At 53.5% G+C, this 14,368-nt stretch carries 22 protein-coding genes; 14 read left to right on the top strand and 8 right to left on the bottom strand.

Features of this window, described 5'->3' with window-relative positions:
- Positions 1-91: 91 nt before the first annotated feature.
- The 5 genes from APY94_RS06145 to APY94_RS06160 all read left to right on the top strand — a co-directional run bounded on the left by APY94_RS06145 (position 92) and on the right by APY94_RS06160 (position 3,596).
- Positions 92-1,435, top strand: a complete 1,344-nt coding sequence (locus tag APY94_RS06145; RefSeq protein WP_058938793.1) for a cyclic 2,3-diphosphoglycerate synthase — start codon at positions 92-94, stop codon at positions 1,433-1,435.
- A gap of 434 nt (positions 1,436-1,869) precedes the next feature.
- Positions 1,870-2,184, top strand: a complete 315-nt coding sequence (locus APY94_RS13635) for a nucleotidyltransferase domain-containing protein (protein ID WP_245610422.1) — start codon at positions 1,870-1,872, stop codon at positions 2,182-2,184.
- Entirely contained in the window at positions 2,184-2,336 is a 153-nt protein-coding gene (locus tag APY94_RS13640) for a hypothetical protein (protein WP_245610423.1), read from the top strand. Before APY94_RS13635 ends, APY94_RS13640 begins: the two co-directional genes overlap by 1 nt.
- Positions 2,315-2,656, top strand: a complete 342-nt coding sequence (locus APY94_RS13645; protein WP_245610424.1) for a hypothetical protein — start codon at positions 2,315-2,317, stop codon at positions 2,654-2,656. The genes APY94_RS13640 and APY94_RS13645 overlap by 22 nt, the downstream gene beginning before the upstream one ends.
- A gap of 127 nt (positions 2,657-2,783) precedes the next feature.
- Positions 2,784-3,596, top strand: a complete 813-nt coding sequence (locus tag APY94_RS06160) for a GNAT family N-acetyltransferase (RefSeq protein WP_157065484.1) — start codon at positions 2,784-2,786, stop codon at positions 3,594-3,596.
- Positions 3,597-3,762: 166 nt separating this feature from the next.
- On the opposite strand, the gene APY94_RS06165 is transcribed toward APY94_RS06160, so the two are convergent.
- Positions 3,763-4,518, bottom strand: coding sequence for an MBL fold metallo-hydrolase (locus APY94_RS06165; protein WP_058938796.1), 756 nt, complete (start codon positions 4,516-4,518; stop codon positions 3,763-3,765).
- A 233-nt stretch (positions 4,519-4,751) separates the two neighbouring features.
- On the opposite strand from APY94_RS06165, the gene APY94_RS06170 reads away from it, so the two are divergent.
- A complete protein-coding gene (locus APY94_RS06170) occupies positions 4,752-5,249 on the top strand; it encodes a hypothetical protein (RefSeq protein ID WP_058938797.1) in 498 nt (165 codons plus the stop codon).
- Positions 5,250-5,424: 175 nt separating this feature from the next.
- Here the strand turns inward: APY94_RS06170 and APY94_RS06175 are convergent, their stop codons facing one another.
- From APY94_RS06175 to APY94_RS06185, 4 genes are read right to left on the bottom strand one after another with little or no spacing between them, the layout of a single operon-like run.
- Complete coding sequence (locus APY94_RS06175; protein WP_058938798.1) at positions 5,425-5,838, bottom strand: secondary thiamine-phosphate synthase enzyme YjbQ; 414 nt, start codon at positions 5,836-5,838, stop codon at positions 5,425-5,427.
- Entirely contained in the window at positions 5,789-6,115 is a 327-nt protein-coding gene (locus tag APY94_RS06180) for a VanZ family protein (protein WP_058938799.1), read from the bottom strand. Before APY94_RS06180 ends, APY94_RS06175 begins: the two co-directional genes overlap by 50 nt.
- The gene (locus APY94_RS13945) at positions 6,112-6,261 is read right to left on the bottom strand and encodes a thiamine-phosphate synthase family protein (RefSeq protein WP_342667074.1); all 150 of its coding nucleotides are present in this window, start codon (positions 6,259-6,261) and stop codon (positions 6,112-6,114) included. Before APY94_RS13945 ends, APY94_RS06180 begins: the two co-directional genes overlap by 4 nt.
- A 14-nt stretch (positions 6,262-6,275) precedes the next feature.
- Positions 6,276-7,001, bottom strand: a complete 726-nt coding sequence (locus tag APY94_RS06185; RefSeq protein ID WP_342667075.1) for a thiamine-phosphate synthase family protein — start codon at positions 6,999-7,001, stop codon at positions 6,276-6,278.
- Between the two features lie 119 nt (positions 7,002-7,120).
- On the opposite strand from APY94_RS06185, the gene pyrB reads away from it, so the two are divergent.
- The 3 genes from pyrB to APY94_RS06200 are packed head-to-tail and all read left to right on the top strand — an operon-like array spanning position 7,121 to position 9,786.
- On the top strand, positions 7,121-8,047 hold the full coding sequence (gene pyrB / locus APY94_RS06190) for an aspartate carbamoyltransferase (RefSeq protein WP_058938800.1): 927 nt from the start codon (positions 7,121-7,123) through the stop codon (positions 8,045-8,047).
- Positions 8,048-8,503 (top strand): aspartate carbamoyltransferase regulatory subunit, encoded by a 456-nt coding sequence (gene pyrI / locus APY94_RS06195; protein WP_058938801.1) that lies wholly within the window; start codon positions 8,048-8,050, stop codon positions 8,501-8,503.
- A gap of 53 nt (positions 8,504-8,556) precedes the next feature.
- Positions 8,557-9,786: a D-glucuronyl C5-epimerase family protein gene (locus APY94_RS06200; protein WP_083500622.1), complete on the top strand. Its 1,230-nt coding sequence runs from the start codon at positions 8,557-8,559 to the stop codon at positions 9,784-9,786.
- Here APY94_RS06200 and APY94_RS06205 read toward each other — a convergent pair.
- Positions 9,757-10,353, bottom strand: a complete 597-nt coding sequence (locus APY94_RS06205; protein ID WP_245610425.1) for an ECF transporter S component — start codon at positions 10,351-10,353, stop codon at positions 9,757-9,759. The genes APY94_RS06200 and APY94_RS06205 overlap by 30 nt on opposite strands.
- 108 nt (positions 10,354-10,461) lie before the next feature.
- Here APY94_RS06205 and APY94_RS06210 point away from each other — a divergent pair, with 108 nt between their 5' ends.
- The 5 genes from APY94_RS06210 to APY94_RS06225 are packed head-to-tail and all read left to right on the top strand — an operon-like array spanning position 10,462 to position 12,813.
- A complete protein-coding gene (locus APY94_RS06210; protein WP_058938803.1) occupies positions 10,462-11,262 on the top strand; it encodes a hypothetical protein in 801 nt (266 codons plus the stop codon).
- Positions 11,259-11,837: an AAA family ATPase gene (locus APY94_RS06215; RefSeq protein ID WP_058938810.1), complete on the top strand. Its 579-nt coding sequence runs from the start codon at positions 11,259-11,261 to the stop codon at positions 11,835-11,837. Before APY94_RS06210 ends, APY94_RS06215 begins: the two co-directional genes overlap by 4 nt.
- Before the next feature lie 33 nt (positions 11,838-11,870).
- Complete coding sequence (locus tag APY94_RS06220; RefSeq protein WP_058938804.1) at positions 11,871-12,068, top strand: antitoxin family protein; 198 nt, start codon at positions 11,871-11,873, stop codon at positions 12,066-12,068.
- Positions 12,055-12,210, top strand: a complete 156-nt coding sequence (locus APY94_RS13345) for a hypothetical protein (RefSeq protein WP_169791805.1) — start codon at positions 12,055-12,057, stop codon at positions 12,208-12,210. Before APY94_RS06220 ends, APY94_RS13345 begins: the two co-directional genes overlap by 14 nt.
- A gap of 3 nt (positions 12,211-12,213) precedes the next feature.
- Positions 12,214-12,813, top strand: a complete 600-nt coding sequence (locus tag APY94_RS06225) for a hypothetical protein (protein ID WP_058938805.1) — start codon at positions 12,214-12,216, stop codon at positions 12,811-12,813.
- On the opposite strand, the gene APY94_RS06230 is transcribed toward APY94_RS06225, so the two are convergent.
- Positions 12,778-13,191 (bottom strand): EamA family transporter, encoded by a 414-nt coding sequence (locus tag APY94_RS06230; protein WP_058938806.1) that lies wholly within the window; start codon positions 13,189-13,191, stop codon positions 12,778-12,780. The genes APY94_RS06225 and APY94_RS06230 overlap by 36 nt on opposite strands.
- A 1-nt stretch (position 13,192) precedes the next feature.
- The coding region (glmM, locus tag APY94_RS06235; RefSeq protein ID WP_058938807.1) for a phosphoglucosamine mutase at positions 13,193-14,368 on the bottom strand (1,176 nt) is incomplete at its 5' end.

The raw sequence follows: 14,368 nt of genomic DNA on the forward strand, positions 1-14,368 counted from the left end.
ACACCAGGAGCTTGCACCATTAAACAAAAACCGTTATAAATGCCAAAAACGATACACCAGTGCCTGATTAAAAACTTTTGAGGTGGTCGAAATGGCCGAGAAGAGGAGAAAGAGGGTTCTGATTTTGGGCGCCGCCGGAAGGGACTTCCACAACTTCAACACGTTCTTCAGGGACAATCCCGAGTACGAGGTAGTCGCTTTCACCGCCACTCAGATTCCGGACATCGAGGGCAGGGTCTACCCGCCCGAGCTGGCCGGAGAACTCTACCCGAACGGAATCCCGATATGGAGCGAGGACGACCTTGAGAAGATAATCAAGGAGCACGACATCGACGTCGTCGTCTTCGCCTACTCCGACGTTTCCCACGAGCACGTCATGCACCTCGCTTCAAGGGCCCACAGCGCTGGAGCCGACTTCTGGCTCCTCGGCCCGAAGAGCACCATGATAAAGAGCACCAAGCCGGTTATAGCGGTCACAGCAGTTAGAACCGGCTGTGGAAAGAGCCAGACCAGCAGGAAGGTCGCCCAGATCCTCCAGGAGATGGGCTACAAGGTCGTCGCCATAAGACACCCGATGCCCTACGGCGATCTCAGGAAGCAGATCGTCCAGCGCTTCGCCAGCTACGAGGACCTCGACAAGCACGAGTGCACCATCGAGGAGCGCGAGGAGTACGAGCCCTACATCGATAGGGGCATGGTTGTCTACGCGGGCGTTGACTACGAGAAGATCCTCCGCGAGGCCGAGAAGGAGGCCGACATAATCCTCTGGGACGGCGGAAACAACGACTTCCCGTTCTACGAGCCCGACCTCTGGATAGTCGTCACCGACCCGCACAGGCCCGGCCACGAGCTCAAGTACCACCCCGGTGAGACCAACTTCCGCGCTGCAGACGTCATAATCATCAACAAGATCGACACCGCCAACCGCGATGACATCCAGAAGGTTCGCGAGAGCATCGAGAAGGTCAACCCGAACGCCGTCATCATCGACGGTGCCTCACCGCTCTACGTCGACCAGCCGGAGCTCATCAAGGGCAAGCGCGTTCTCGTCGTCGAGGACGGTCCGACCCTCACCCACGGCGGCATGAAGTACGGTGCCGGATACATCGCCGCCAAGAAGTATGGCGCCAAGGAGATAATCGACCCGAGGCCCTACGCCGTCGGCTCGATCATCGACACCTACAAGAAGTACAGCCACCTCGACGTCATCCTGCCGGCCATGGGCTACGGCGAGAAGCAGATCAGGGAGCTTGAGGAGACCATCAACCGCGCCGATGCCGACGTCGTCATCATGGGTACCCCCATCGACCTCCGCCGCGTCATGAAGCTCAACAAGCCGGCCGTCAGGGTCAGGTACGAGCTCGAGGAGATCGGCGAGCCGAAGCTCAAGGACGTCCTCAAGGAGTTCGTCGAGAAGCACGTCAAGAAGGAGTGAGCTCTTCTCTCTTCTTTCATTCACTCCAGTTCTCTCTCATCTTCTCGGGGTCGTCGAATGGAAAATAATGGTATCAACCTGACCGCTTCATTTCTGAAGGAAAATGGAGTATGGGAAGGAGAATTTACAAACTACGTTGGCGTTGCGGTGATGAGGCTCGAGGGTAAGCTCGTGGCACCTCGGCATTGGAGAATCTCCACCCAATACAGGAGACCCTTAACTTTGACGAAGAGTTTGCCAGCTCCAGAAAGGATAATGTTTATCCCTTGCTAGCAAGATACGACCGGATACTCATATTTGAGCGACAAAAGCAGTGTTACGACGAGAAAAAACTGCACACTATAAACAGAGGGCACGTCACAGGAGCTATTGCATACAATGAGCTGAGGAGACATATATTGAAGGTTTTAAGCACCATGAAAACGATAAGGTAAATGGAGGGACTGGATTTGGAAAAGGTATCAAACAAAAACAACAGGCAACTCGCTTTGGAAATTTTCCTTGAGGAGTGGAGGGAGAAAGACTTTGTTGAGGCTGCTCTGCTCACGGGGAGCTACGCAATAAGTATGGAAACCAAGTATTCCGATGTCGATGTCTACATCATCCTTTCAGATAATGTTGATTGGCGCGAGAGGGGAAACAAAATAATCGACGGTATTTTAATCGAATACTTCGCAAACCCGCCCGACAGATTAAACACTACTTCGAAAAGGAACACGAGGAGGGTAGCAGGTGCACGGCGAGGATAGTGGCAATCGGAAAGGTGCTCTTCGATAAAACCGGCATCCCGGAGAAGCTCAAAAAAGAAGCCTTGGAGTACATGGGAAAGCCTTTTGAGAGCCCAGATGGTGTTTGGGTCGAGATTGCAAAGTACGGCCTATGGGCCGCCTCGACAGCGTAAAGGACGCGAAGGAGAGGAACGACCCAAGCTTTCCCTACCTGTACCACATTGCCCTCAACGAAACCCTTAGAATTTACTCAAAGTTCCTCTGCGTTGAAGTCCCTCCAGCGAGCAAAGTCTACCGCCTGTTCACCGAGGAAGGATTCAGAAAGGCATACCTTTTCGAGCCGTCCCCCGATGAAAGGTTTGTTAAACTGTTCCTGAAGGCAATGAGGAACAAGGAAGTTGAAGCGCTTGAGGAGCTCATCTCCCATGTCTTTGAAAAGATGGGAGGGTTTGATATTGACGGCTGGCGTTTAAGGACAAAAACGGAGGTTTAGACGCGTTCCCCTGGGAGAGTGAAAAGTTCAAGGAGGAAATAACGATAGCAATAAACCTCCGACAGAAAGGATTAAATTCCACGTGGCTGAATCACTCAAAAGTTAAATTCCCGACTACTTTGGAGGCGTGGTTACATTGACTTTAGAAACCGAGCATATTACCTTTCGCAGTGCTATCATTTCTGCATACTCTGAAAACCCCTGCCAAGTTTTACCAAACGCTCTATGGAAGACTCTAAAAGAAATTAACAAATTTGAGACATCCCTTAAGATTGAAAACGGCGTAGTAACGCAACTCAAGGCATGGAAGGATGATGCTCTATACGTGTACTGGAACCGAGACAGAAGTCCACCAGAAATTCCCGAGAAACGTTTGGAAAGTATGAAGTTTGCCCTTGTGCACCAAGATTTCCTGAAGGATTTTCCCACCGAGAAATTTGACGTGATGAGGCCGTACTTCCGGCTTATTCATAAAAACCAGAAAATTAAAGAAACAAAGCCACCACAGGGCTTTCGCATAGCCAACGTGGATATAAAGAGAGAAATTGACATTGTTGCCGATATCATCAAGAAATGTTACGAGGACATAAACGTGAATCCCGAAATTGTAAAAAGCTGGACTAAGCACCCAGTATTTGATCCAAATCTATGGATTTGGGTAATTGATAGTGAGAAAAACACTCCTGCAGGCTTAGGAATTGCAGAGTTTGATCCCACAATTCGGGAGGGCTCCCTTGAGTGGATACAGGTTCTTCCAGAGTACAGAGGAAAAGGCATAGGCAAAACTATCGTATTGGAGCTGCTCAGGCGCCTCCAAGATCGTGCGGCATTTACTACTGTCTCAGGAGAGGTTAACAATAAAACCAAGCCCGAAATCATCTACAGACGGTGTGGGTTTCAGGGAAATGATGTGTGGTGGCTCTTGATTAAAAATGAATGAAGCCCATGTATCCAGCCCAACTCCAAAATATCCAAAATCGAGAGAAGGTAAAGAATATCCATTCTGAAAGAGTCCTACCCCTCACGATTCCTGGGAGGGAAAGCCCGCTTTTGTTTTACGCTCAATTCCTTTGAGGGATACGTCTATCTTCCGTGAGTTCGCCAACTTAAATGTTAATGTGCATAAAGTCCCTCGCCACCATGTACGGCTTCACCATCTCCTCAAGCTCTTCATGCGGGTAATTTGCATGACTTATGTGAGCAAAAACAGCCTTCTTTGGTTTGACAGTTTGGGCGAGCTTTATTGCATCATCAACCCCAAGATGAGCCTGTGGAATTGAATGCTTATGCGTCATATCCGCAACCAGCAAGTCAGCGCCTTTCATCTCCTCCAATGCCCTGCTATCATTGAGAATCTCCGGGCCGGTGTCGCCGGTAATTGCTATCTTCTTGCTCCCAATTTTAATTATAAACCCTCCAGCAACTTCTATTGGCTGGTGGGGAACTTTAAAGTGATAGACCCTAAAGCCAAAGTCATACCACCTGCTAAACTCCAATGGAAAATACTCCCAGCGCCATCTGCTCTCTCCTACAAAACGCTTTTGCAGGTATCTTGCCACCTGGAGGGTTTTAGGATGCCCGTAAAGCCTAATGTGCTTAAAAATCTGAAGTTCAGGAAGTCCACCTATGTGGTCAAAGTGGGCGTGGGTAATGAAAACGTGCTCAATCCGCTCATTCAGATGCTCCAAGTGGTAGTGCAGATCAGGTGATGGATCTATCAGTGCCCTAATTTTGGGAATGTAAATTGAGAAGCGCGTTCTTCGGTATAGTGGAAACTTCCTAGCTTTAGAACAGTTCTCGCAGTTGCATAGAGGTTTAGGCGTACCGCTATATACTCCAGAGCCGAGAATTACCACTTCCATTCCAGAACTCCCCTCCAAGTTAGTTGATATTGGGAATAATTGATTCTTACAAGACATTATATATACTTACTGGACAATAATCAGAAAGTTAATATACGTAAAAATCCCACGAATTGATGAATTAATTGGTAGTGCAGATGAGGGAGCTCAGGTGACAAAGAGCTTTGAGGTGTTTGCCCTTTCTGCACAGCATCATTGACAACTTTGAAGTGAATAATGGAGGAATATTACCAATGAATGGAAATACCAACAAAACCGATGCGTTTTTAAAAAATACTGGCATCTGGGAAGGGGAGTTTTCAAACTACGTTAACCAGATGGAGGGAATCACACAGCGCGGAAAGATGATAATCGAGGTTGAAACCACTCCCGAGGGCACTATAATCCAGAGAAACTTCTTTGTGAGACCAGATGGGACAAAGAGCGATTACGTTGGGATTGCACAGATGAGAATCGAAGGGAACCGGCTGTTATGGGCAGGAGAAGCGGTTGAGGACCCGAACACGGCCGAGGAAATCAGAAACCACTCCTTTGAGGGCATCATTACCGACGACCAAATATACATAGTGGAGCTCTACGAGGCAGTTGGGAAGGACGGAACCATCGAACGCAGGCGCAACACCACGCACTACTACTTTCTGAGCGATAAAGAAGCCGTGATGACCGGCAGCGTCTACGTAAACGACGAGCTGCTTGTGTTCGCGAGTACAAGGCTGAGGAGAGTAAGGTAACCAGAGCAGATACCCGTCCACATCCGCCGCGGACCAAACCACCGGAAGCCTTTTAGGGATAACGTCCAATTTATTCTGCCCGGGGAGTGCCGCCGAAGGCGGAGCCGATGAACTTGGGCGGGTTATTACCCCCTTTTCACGGCGTTTCTTGAATCCAAAAAGGTCATCAAAAGTCTCACTCCCCCATAACATGCACCACGACCCTCCTGTGCCTCGGTATCACGTCCAGCTCGACGAAGAAAATCTGCTGCCAGGTTCCGCGCACGAGCCTGCCGTCAACGACGGGGAAGCACTCACTCGCCCCGAGGAGCGTAGCGCGGAGGTGGCTGTGGGCGTTGTCGTCTATCCTGTCGTGGAGGTAGCCTTTGCCTTTGGGAATCAGCTCCCTCAAAGCCCGCTTGAAGTCCTCCAGAAGACCGGATTCATGCTCTATCGTGACTATCGCACCCGTCGCTCCGGGAACAAAGACCAGAACCTGGCCGTTCTCGATCCCGGATTCCTCAACGATTCTCTCCACCTCACGGGTTATGTCGATGAGGTCAATCTCCCCCTTCGTTTGAAACCTCAGTTCCCTCGTGAGAACCGTCATACCACCACCCCGCGGTGACTCCGAGGGTGAAGCCTATTAGGTTTGCGGCCATGTCTGCGAAGGAGAACGTTCTCCCGGGGATGAAGAGCTGAAGGAACTCCAGGAGGAAGGGCAGGGGCAGGAGGTAAGTCCATAAACGCCATCCAAGAAAGCCCAGAGCAGCAAATTCTACCAAATGGGCCAGTTTATCCCCGTTGGCCACGGGCGACGACGGAACCCTCGGCGTTAGGTTCAGAAACAGAAGAAGGAGCACGTAGAGGAAGAGAAATCTCCTCAAAGGTTCCCCACCAGCCTCTTGAGCTTCTCAACGACGTCGAAGGGCGTCTCGCCGAATATATAGACCAGCGGTTCGACCCCAAGGCCGCCCACGTCAACGACTGCGTCATAGGCATCCTGCCCGAAGACATCGGCTATAACCCTCACGGCCTCATCCTCGCTCAGCCTCCCCGTTTTACCCTCCCGACCTTGAACCCCGCGGCAGTCAGGGCGGATTCTATGTCACGGCCGTACCTGATGTTGAGAACGCACCGTATTTCGGGCCGTATCGCGGCCAGCTTAACGAGTATGCCCGCGGTAAAACCGCTCGCCCCGAACTCGGGCGGAAGGGCGAAGGCTTTACCCTTGGCGGCGGTTATCCTTCCGGGAATCGCCGCAACGTCTTCGATGCCCCGCGGGGACGGAAGGGAGTAGGCGAAGTTGCTTCTGACCTCCGGGATGAGGGCTGGGAACTTTTCATCCCTGAGAAGTTCGTTGAGGGCCATGTTCAGAACCTCAAGTATCTCGCTCCTCAGCGGCTGGACCTCAAAGAGCGACCTGCAGGAGTCCTCGCTCACACCGGCGTACTCGGAATAGAACCTGCACAGAAAACCGGTTTGAAACAGATCAAAAATGTGCTTCGCCACGAGGAGTATCGCATCCTCCCTGCTCCCCCCGAAGAGTATGAAGGAAGACACGTCGTTGGCCATGTCTTCGAGCCTCTCGGCCACCTCCGCGGGGGGCATCTTATACTTCCCGGCCAGATATTTGCTAACCATCGCCTGGGTTATGCCGAGGTACTCGGCTATCTGGGACTGCTTCATGCCCTCGCGGTAAAGTCTCTCCGCTATCTTGGCCCTCAGAAAAGGCATCAGCTCCTCGGCTACGTACACGCTGGGCGTCCTCATGCTACCACCCTAAAACCAGGTTATGGAAATTTTGAACCCAGCTTTAAAGGGTTACCGTCGACAAGTTTATGTTAAAAAACGTTTAAAAACCCTTCGAAATTTACACGAGAAGGGCTTTTATGGACTGGAAAGGACGCGACGTGATAAGCGTTAGGGACTTCTCCAAAGAGGACATCGAGTTCGTTTTGAACGTTGCCGAAAGGCTTGAAACGGAACTCAACGAGAAGGGCGCACTCGACTACGCGAAGGGAAAGATACTCGCGACGCTCTTCTTCGAACCGTCAACGAGAACCAGACTGAGCTTTGAGAGCGCCATGCACCGCCTCGGCGGCTCGGTCATAGGCTTCTCCTCCGCCGCCAGCACGAGCGTCAAGAAGGGCGAGAGCCTGGCCGACACGATAAAGACGGTCGAGCAGTACAGCGACGTGATAGTTATACGCCATTCGATGGAGGGAGTCGCGAGGCTCGCCGCGGAGATGGCGGAGATACCGGTGATCAACGCCGGCGACGGCAGCAACCAGCACCCGACGCAAACTTTGCTCGACCTCTACACGATAAAACGTGCCTTCGGAAGGATAGACGGCCTGACCATAGGTCTGCTCGGCGACCTCAAGTACGGGAGAACCGTCCACAGCCTGGCGGAGGCTTTGGCCTTCTACGACGTCGAGCTCTACCTGATTTCGCCGGGTCTCCTGAGGATGCCGAAGCACATCGTTGAAGAGCTCCGCGAGAAGGGGGTTAGAATTCACGAGACGACCGACCTGGAGGGAACGATCCCGGAGCTGGACGTTCTCTACGTCACCAGAATCCAGCGCGAGCGCTTCCCGGACGAGCAGGAGTACCTCAAGGTCAAGGGTAGCTACCAGGTTAACTGCACGGTTCTGAAGAACGCGAAGGAAAGCCTCAGAATAATGCACCCTCTCCCGAGGGTCGACGAGATACACCCAGAGGTCGACAGGACGAAGCACGCGCTCTACTTCAGGCAGGTCTTCTCCGGAGTTCCCGTGAGAATGGCCCTTCTCGGACTGACCCTGGGGGTGCTGTGAATGGCCGAGCTCAAGGTTACCGCCATCAGAGAGGGAACCGTCATAGACCACATCCCGGCCGGAAAGGGGCTGAAGGTCATCGAGATACTCCGCCTCAACAGGCCGAACGGCGGCGTTCTCCTTCTCGCCTCGAACGTCCACAGCGGGAAGCTCGGAAGGAAGGACATCGTCAAGATAGAGGGCAAGTTCCTGAGCGAGGAGGAGGTCAACAAAATAGCCCTCATTGCCCCGAGCGCGACCGTGAACATAGTGCGGGACTACAAAGTGGCGGAGAAGTTCAAGGTCGAGATTCCGGACGAGATAACCGGAATCCTTCGCTGCGCGAACCCCAACTGCGTCAGTAACCACGAGTACACAGTCTCCAAATTCTACGTCGTCTCAAGGGAGCCCCTTAAGGTGCGCTGCCACTACTGCGAGAGGACGATGGAAGAGGAGGAAATACTCGGGAACCTCTAACTATTTTTAAAATCTTTCGAAAAGCTTTTTAACTCTTTCAGATAGTGTTAACTATGAGTTCCATGAGAAAAACAGCAACAGTAATTTTGGTAACGCTCCTCATCATAGCCTCCGGCTGCCTGGGAACGAATGAAAAAGAAAAAGACCAAACCTCGTCCAACCCAGTGAGTAGCACAGCCACGCCCATTCACACACCTCCGATTGAATCCCCGCCCGCCGGACCGGGGGACTATGAACTCCTCATGGAGGAGTATCCCTCCCTACGGGAGGTCATAGGGAAAGCGTTCAATGCCTCCTTGGAATTCCCGGACGTCCACTATCCCATCGAGGTGTTCTCCTCAATCGCACGGAAACGACGTCTTACTCGGGCCGAGCTGGAGATACTGAACCTCACCCTCCGCGCCAACCTCTGCTACTTCTCGAAGAGAGAGCCGCCGGGTACCGATTACCACGTCGTCTCATTCTCCAGGGAGCGGCCCCTCGAAAGCATCCCCTACGTGGAATGTCAGAACTTCACGAGCACGCTGCCCTTCGTGTACTACAGGGGGCGCGGTTTTCAGTATTACCCTGTGACGGCCTCCAATTGGGCGTACCACTACCTGAAGACGGGCCAAGATAGAAGGGCGGAGGCACTTCTAAAGGAAATGCTCCCCCTTATGGAGGTGGTTCATCAAAGCACCGGCGAAGCGGGCATCTTCAACGTTTATTTCGAGCCACCAAGCACCAGGGAGATCAGGCTACCCTGGGTCTCGTCGTTTTCACAGGGAATGCTCGCCGGCCTCTACGCGTGGTTATACAACGAGACCGGCAACGAGACATACCTGCGCGCGGCCCATCGGCTCTTTAACTCGTTCTACCTGTCCCCCGAGCACGACGGTTTCGTCGAGAACACTGCCTACGGGATCTGGTTTCTCGAGTACCCCTACCGCCCGGACTTTCTCGTCCTCAACGGCCACATCATCACTATGAAGGGGCTGTGGCTCTACCACAGATTCACGGGCGATGAACGGGCACTGGAGCTCTTCAACGCGGGCGTAAAAAGCGTTAAACGGGCCCTTCCAGACTGCGATAGTGGTGAGTGGAGCCTCTACTCGGTTAAAGGACCAGAGGCCAGAGAAGACTACCACCGGCTCCACATCAAGCTCCTCGTCTGGCTCTACACCCGGACGGGGGATGGAACGTTCATGGACTACGCAGAGAGATGGAACGGCTATCTTGAAGAAAGAGGACTCAAAAAAGAAAACCTGGAAGCACTAATCCAGCAGGTGCGGAAGGCGCCTTAACACAGGTATCGTCGCGGCAAGCCCCACAAAGACGTCGATGGCACTCTGAATGGCATTCGGGAGGCCTATTGCAACCCAGAAAGGAACGCCCGTCCAGCTCTCGACAGCCTGGATCACCTGCTCCCTTGGAAGGCCGAGCCATATCTCAAGGGCAACGTAGTAGTTGAGGGCCAGCATGAGGGGTATCCTTATCGCGATTCCGGCCAGGTATGCAACCACCGCAAACAGAACAAGCCTCTGCCTCGCCCCATTGCCAAGGTCAAAGCGCGTGAGTCTCCTGGCCGCTTCAAAGCCCACGATGACCGAGAGGGTGGCTAGGGACTTCATCATGGCCCCGAGCCAGCTGGCCGAGGATACCACGCTGAGGCCCGCAAACAGCAGCAGAACCGCGGTTAATCCCCCGGCGAACCCAGTGAGGAGGTAGGCCATCACTATCGGAACCGCCACGAGGTCTATCTTCATCCCCCATACGGTGGGCATCTCTATCGGCATCACATCAAAGAGCAGCGAGAGTCCCAGCATCATACCGATTAGAGCTATCTCCCTCGAACTCATCCTCACCCACATCACCGGAGGGAATTTGTTCCAGGTTATATAAATTTTTGTTCGTGTTTTGGAACAAACCTCCCGCCGAGAACCTTAAAAGTCCACCCTTTGAGGTAGGAGGGAAGAACCATGTTCACGGTCGGGGAGATATCAAAGCTGGTCAGAGATATAAGGCGCGAGAACGGCTTTCCGGAGAGCCCGTTCAGGATAGACGAGGTTCGCTACGACCCCGAGGGCGACAAGCTCTTCATAATCGCCCACGACAGGACAGACAAGAGCGTCGTCATAGGCAACAGCTTCGTCATCGGAAAGCTCCGCGAGAGGCTCGGAGTTAAACAGCTGACCGTTTACTCAAACCTCGACCTAGAGATAAAGCGGAGGAAGCTCGAGGAAGCCGAAAAACTCGTTGAGGGAACGGAGCTTGAATTCCTCCTTCCGATAATCGAGGCGGAGAAGAGGTTCCCCCCGCGAAAGTGGCCGGATGTCAGAGGGAACTTCAAAACGCTCGTCTTCATGAGCTTCAACGCGAAAGCCCTGCTCGGCTTTGCTGAAAGGCTGAACCTTCCCCACGAGGCCGTTGGAATCAGGTACGCGTTCCCAAGGCTGAAGTACGAGCCGATAGAGGCCGGGCCGGAGGAGCTGTTCTTTCCGGACGAAGGAAAACTGGTCGCCCTCGCGGAGGATCGTGGGGCAAAGCTCGTTCTGGCGGATTTTCCCTTCGGTCTAAGATTCGAGAAGGAAATCGCCCTCCTCAACCCCTTCCGGCTGCTGCACATAGGCTTCTTCGAGCTGAAGTACCTCTTCGGCTTTGAGAGGCCCGTAATGTACGACAAAAAAGCCTTAATTCGGTTCATCACAGACTTAACCTACGAGGGACTTATGGAATCGACCGACGGGGCCAATCTAATCTGGAGGATGTGGAGAAGATGATAGTCGGTGTCGTTGGAAAGATCGCCGCCGGAAAGACGACGGTTGCGGAGTTCTTCGAGGAGAAGGGATTCTGCAGGGTTTCCTGCAGCGACCCACTGATAGACCTGCTCACCCACAACGTCTCGGACTACTCGTGGATTCCCGAGCTGCCGGAGAAGGCCGAGCCGACGCGGGACAGACTCATAGAGTTCGGGAAGTACCTCAAGGAAACCTACGGCGAGGACATACTCATAAGGCTCGCCGTTGACAAGATGAGGCACTGTAAGAACATCGTCATAGACGGCGTCCGCTCCGAGGGGGAGATAAAGGCCGTCAAGAGGCTCGGCGGAAAGGTCATCTACGTCGAGGCAAGGCCGGAGGTAAGGTTCGAGCGCCTGATGAGGAGGAAGGCGAGCAAGGACAAGGGCATCAAGAGCTTCGAGGACTTCAAGGCCATGGACGACGCCGAGGAGCGCTTATACCGCACGAGCGAGCTGAAGGGTTTAGCTGACTACGTGATAACCAACGAGGGAACGCTGGAGGGGCTGAGAGAGAAAGTCGAGGGGATAATTGAAGAAATCACAGGGAAGGTTTAAAGGAAGTTTCACCAAAGGATATTGGGTGGAACCATGGAGGAGATCATAGAGGCCGTGTACGAGAACGGCGTTCTGAAGCCTCTGAAAAAGCCCCATCTGCACGATCATGCAAGGGTGAGGATAAAAATCATCGAGACAGACTTAGATGAACTCCTTGACTCAATGGTTATCAGAAATGTTGGAAAAATCGACTACAAGCGCCTGAAGGAGGCGTACTATGAGTCGTTCTGAGGTCTTTGTGGATTCATCGGTTTTCGTTGGTCTGCACCTTGGGGATCCAAGGGCATTTACCCTTGCCATTCAGGACGGCCTTAAAGGGGCCTATGACTCCGACTTCGAGAGGATTCCCTTTCTGAAAACCTTCGAGGGATGAACCATGAAGCTCCTCATCATTGCCCCATGCCTCCTAAGCCCATTCTACGTCTACCGCGGGGCCAAAGGGAAGGAGTACAAGACGGCGAGGCTCCTGAGGGAGCTGATTGGAGAGCTCGGCGAGGACTGGCAGGTTCTAGCTTATCCGTGCCCCGAATACGAGCTGATGGGCTGGCCGAGGGCACCGGCAAGCAGAGAAGTTTACGAGAGGCTCGGCATGCGCGAGAGGGCAAAGATAATAGCGGACTTCATAGGGCGGGTTCTGACAGAGGAAAGGCCCGAGAAGGTCGTCTTCGTTGGGGTCAAAGGCTCCCCAACCTGCGGGGTCTTCCACACGAGTTCGAGCGATCCGGAAAGCTATCCCTATTCCGCCATGCAGGAGTTCTTCTACCTGAGCAAGGAGGAGAGACTCAGCCGTTCGAAGGAGATAGTGGGGGAGCAGGGCTTCAAGCTCATGAAGATGCCCGGGATACTCTTCGAGATACTCATGGCGCGGTTTCCGGAGGGAACTTACATCGAGTTCGACAAGGACGACATCGAGGAGAGTTTGAAGAGGATGAAAAACGCTTTAAAGGGCCACGAGGAGGGCGCCGAGGACTATTAGGAGCGCACCAATGGCCGTTTTCACGTCCATTTTGCTCCCAAGTATTAGCCATGAGAGGAATATAGCCAAAGCGACGCTCGTCTTGTCTATCGCGACCACCGCCGGAACGCGACCGTTTTTGATAGCCATGAAGTAGAAGAGCCACGAGAGCGCGCCGGCAAGGCCGGAGAGGGTTATGAAGAGCAAGGCTTTACCGTTCAGCGATTCTCTGGTTACCCCGCTCACGAGGGCGACGCCAACGAGAAAGGCGGCCATTATGACGGCTCTGACGGTCGTCGCGAGCGTTGGGTCAACGTCCTTAAGGCCCAGTTTTCCGAATATCGGGACGAGGGAGGCAAAGAAAGCGGAGAGAAGGGCATAAAAGATGTAAGTCCTCATCTCACGCCCGCTCCACCGCGCTCCTGACCAGCCCCTCAGCCTTCTCCATCAGGGCTTTGGCCTTTTCCTCTGTATGAGCTTCCAGCGTTATCCTCATTATCGGCTCGGTTCCGCTCGGGCGGAAGAGAATCCACCAGTCCGAGTTCTCGATTCTAACGCCGTCTATGTCTATGAGTCTCTCGTAGTCGAAGCTCCTGAGGGCCTCGTGGGCGATTATTTCCATGGCTTTGGCCTTCTTCTCGTTGGGGCAGGGTATTTTAGCCCTCAGTGTTACGTAGCGCGGGACTTCTTCAGCAAGTTCGCTGAGCGGGCCGAGTTTGTCAATCATCTCAAGAACGAGCGCCCCAGCAAAGATCCCGTCGGGGGTGAGGTTCCACTGGGGCATTATCCACGTTCCGCTCGGCTCACCGCCGAAGACTCCGCCGTGCCTTGCCAGTTCGTCGGCAACGGCAACATCACCAACACGCGTCCTCAGAACTTCGCCGCCCAACGGTCTAACGTAGTCATCGAGGGCAAAGCCGGCATCGACCGTCGTCACGATTTTGCCATTTCCGAACTTTCTGAGCATGTAGCCGGCTATGAGGCTGAGCATGACCTCGTACTCGATGAAGTTGCCCTCATCGTCCACAACTCCAATCCTGTCGGCGTCGCCGTCGTGGGCTATGCCGACGTCGGCCTTCATGGCCTTCACAGTCTTTGCCAGCGCGGACAGACTCTTCGCGTTCGGCTCAAGCTCCCTGACGAAGAAACCGCTGGGGTGAGAGTTAAGGCTTATCACGCGGTTGCCCATCTCCCTCTGGAGGTAGGGGCTCAGAATGGAGCCAGCCCCGTTGCCTGAATCGATAACGACGGTGTAAGAACCGTCCAGGTGAACCATCTCAAGGGCTTTTCTTATGTACTCCTCCCGCGGGTCGGCTTTTCTGAGTGTTCCAATCTCGTTCCAGGGGGCCTTCTTGAAGTTCCCGGACTCCAGAATGGCCTCAAGTCTGTTCTCCATCTCGGGGGTGTAGGCCATTCCGTTGGCCTGCCAGACCTTTATGCCGTTGTACTCGGGCGGGTTGTGGCTTGCCGTGATAGTGACGCCGGCATCGGCACCGTAAAGCTTGATGGCGAAGCCGGTCAGGGGCGTGGGCGCGAGGCCGATGTCTATTACGTCTATTCCAGCCGACAGGAGCCC

It is taken from the genome of Thermococcus celericrescens, from assembly GCF_001484195.1.
In the GTDB taxonomy this organism is placed as follows: Archaea; Methanobacteriota_B; Thermococci; order Thermococcales; family Thermococcaceae; genus Thermococcus; species Thermococcus celericrescens.

Bases quoted from the DNA above. Each gene is read 5' to 3' on its own strand.
- APY94_RS06175 (WP_058938798.1), bottom strand. From the start codon at position 5,838: ATGACGGTTCTCACGAGGGAACTGAGGTTTCAAACGAAGGGGGAGATT.
- APY94_RS06220 (WP_058938804.1), top strand. From the start codon at position 11,871: ATGGAGGAGATCATAGAGGCCGTGTACGAGAACGGCGTTCTGAAGCCT.
- APY94_RS06225 (WP_058938805.1), top strand. From the start codon at position 12,214: ATGAAGCTCCTCATCATTGCCCCATGCCTCCTAAGCCCATTCTACGTC.
- pyrB (WP_058938800.1), top strand. From the start codon at position 7,121: ATGGACTGGAAAGGACGCGACGTGATAAGCGTTAGGGACTTCTCCAAA.
- APY94_RS13635 (WP_245610422.1), top strand. From the start codon at position 1,870: ATGGAGGGACTGGATTTGGAAAAGGTATCAAACAAAAACAACAGGCAA.
- pyrI (WP_058938801.1), top strand. From the start codon at position 8,048: ATGGCCGAGCTCAAGGTTACCGCCATCAGAGAGGGAACCGTCATAGAC.
- APY94_RS06205 (WP_245610425.1), bottom strand. From the start codon at position 10,353: ATGTGGGTGAGGATGAGTTCGAGGGAGATAGCTCTAATCGGTATGATG.
- APY94_RS06170 (WP_058938797.1), top strand. From the start codon at position 4,752: ATGAATGGAAATACCAACAAAACCGATGCGTTTTTAAAAAATACTGGC.
- APY94_RS06210 (WP_058938803.1), top strand. From the start codon at position 10,462: ATGTTCACGGTCGGGGAGATATCAAAGCTGGTCAGAGATATAAGGCGC.
- APY94_RS06215 (WP_058938810.1), top strand. From the start codon at position 11,259: ATGATAGTCGGTGTCGTTGGAAAGATCGCCGCCGGAAAGACGACGGTT.
- APY94_RS06230 (WP_058938806.1), bottom strand. From the start codon at position 13,191: ATGAGGACTTACATCTTTTATGCCCTTCTCTCCGCTTTCTTTGCCTCC.
- APY94_RS06200 (WP_083500622.1), top strand. From the start codon at position 8,557: ATGAGTTCCATGAGAAAAACAGCAACAGTAATTTTGGTAACGCTCCTC.
- APY94_RS13645 (WP_245610424.1), top strand. From the start codon at position 2,315: ATGGGCCGCCTCGACAGCGTAAAGGACGCGAAGGAGAGGAACGACCCA.
- APY94_RS06145 (WP_058938793.1), top strand. From the start codon at position 92: ATGGCCGAGAAGAGGAGAAAGAGGGTTCTGATTTTGGGCGCCGCCGGA.
- APY94_RS13345 (WP_169791805.1), top strand. From the start codon at position 12,055: ATGAGTCGTTCTGAGGTCTTTGTGGATTCATCGGTTTTCGTTGGTCTG.
- APY94_RS06165 (WP_058938796.1), bottom strand. From the start codon at position 4,518: ATGGAAGTGGTAATTCTCGGCTCTGGAGTATATAGCGGTACGCCTAAA.
- APY94_RS06185 (WP_342667075.1), bottom strand. From the start codon at position 7,001: ATGAGGACGCCCAGCGTGTACGTAGCCGAGGAGCTGATGCCTTTTCTG.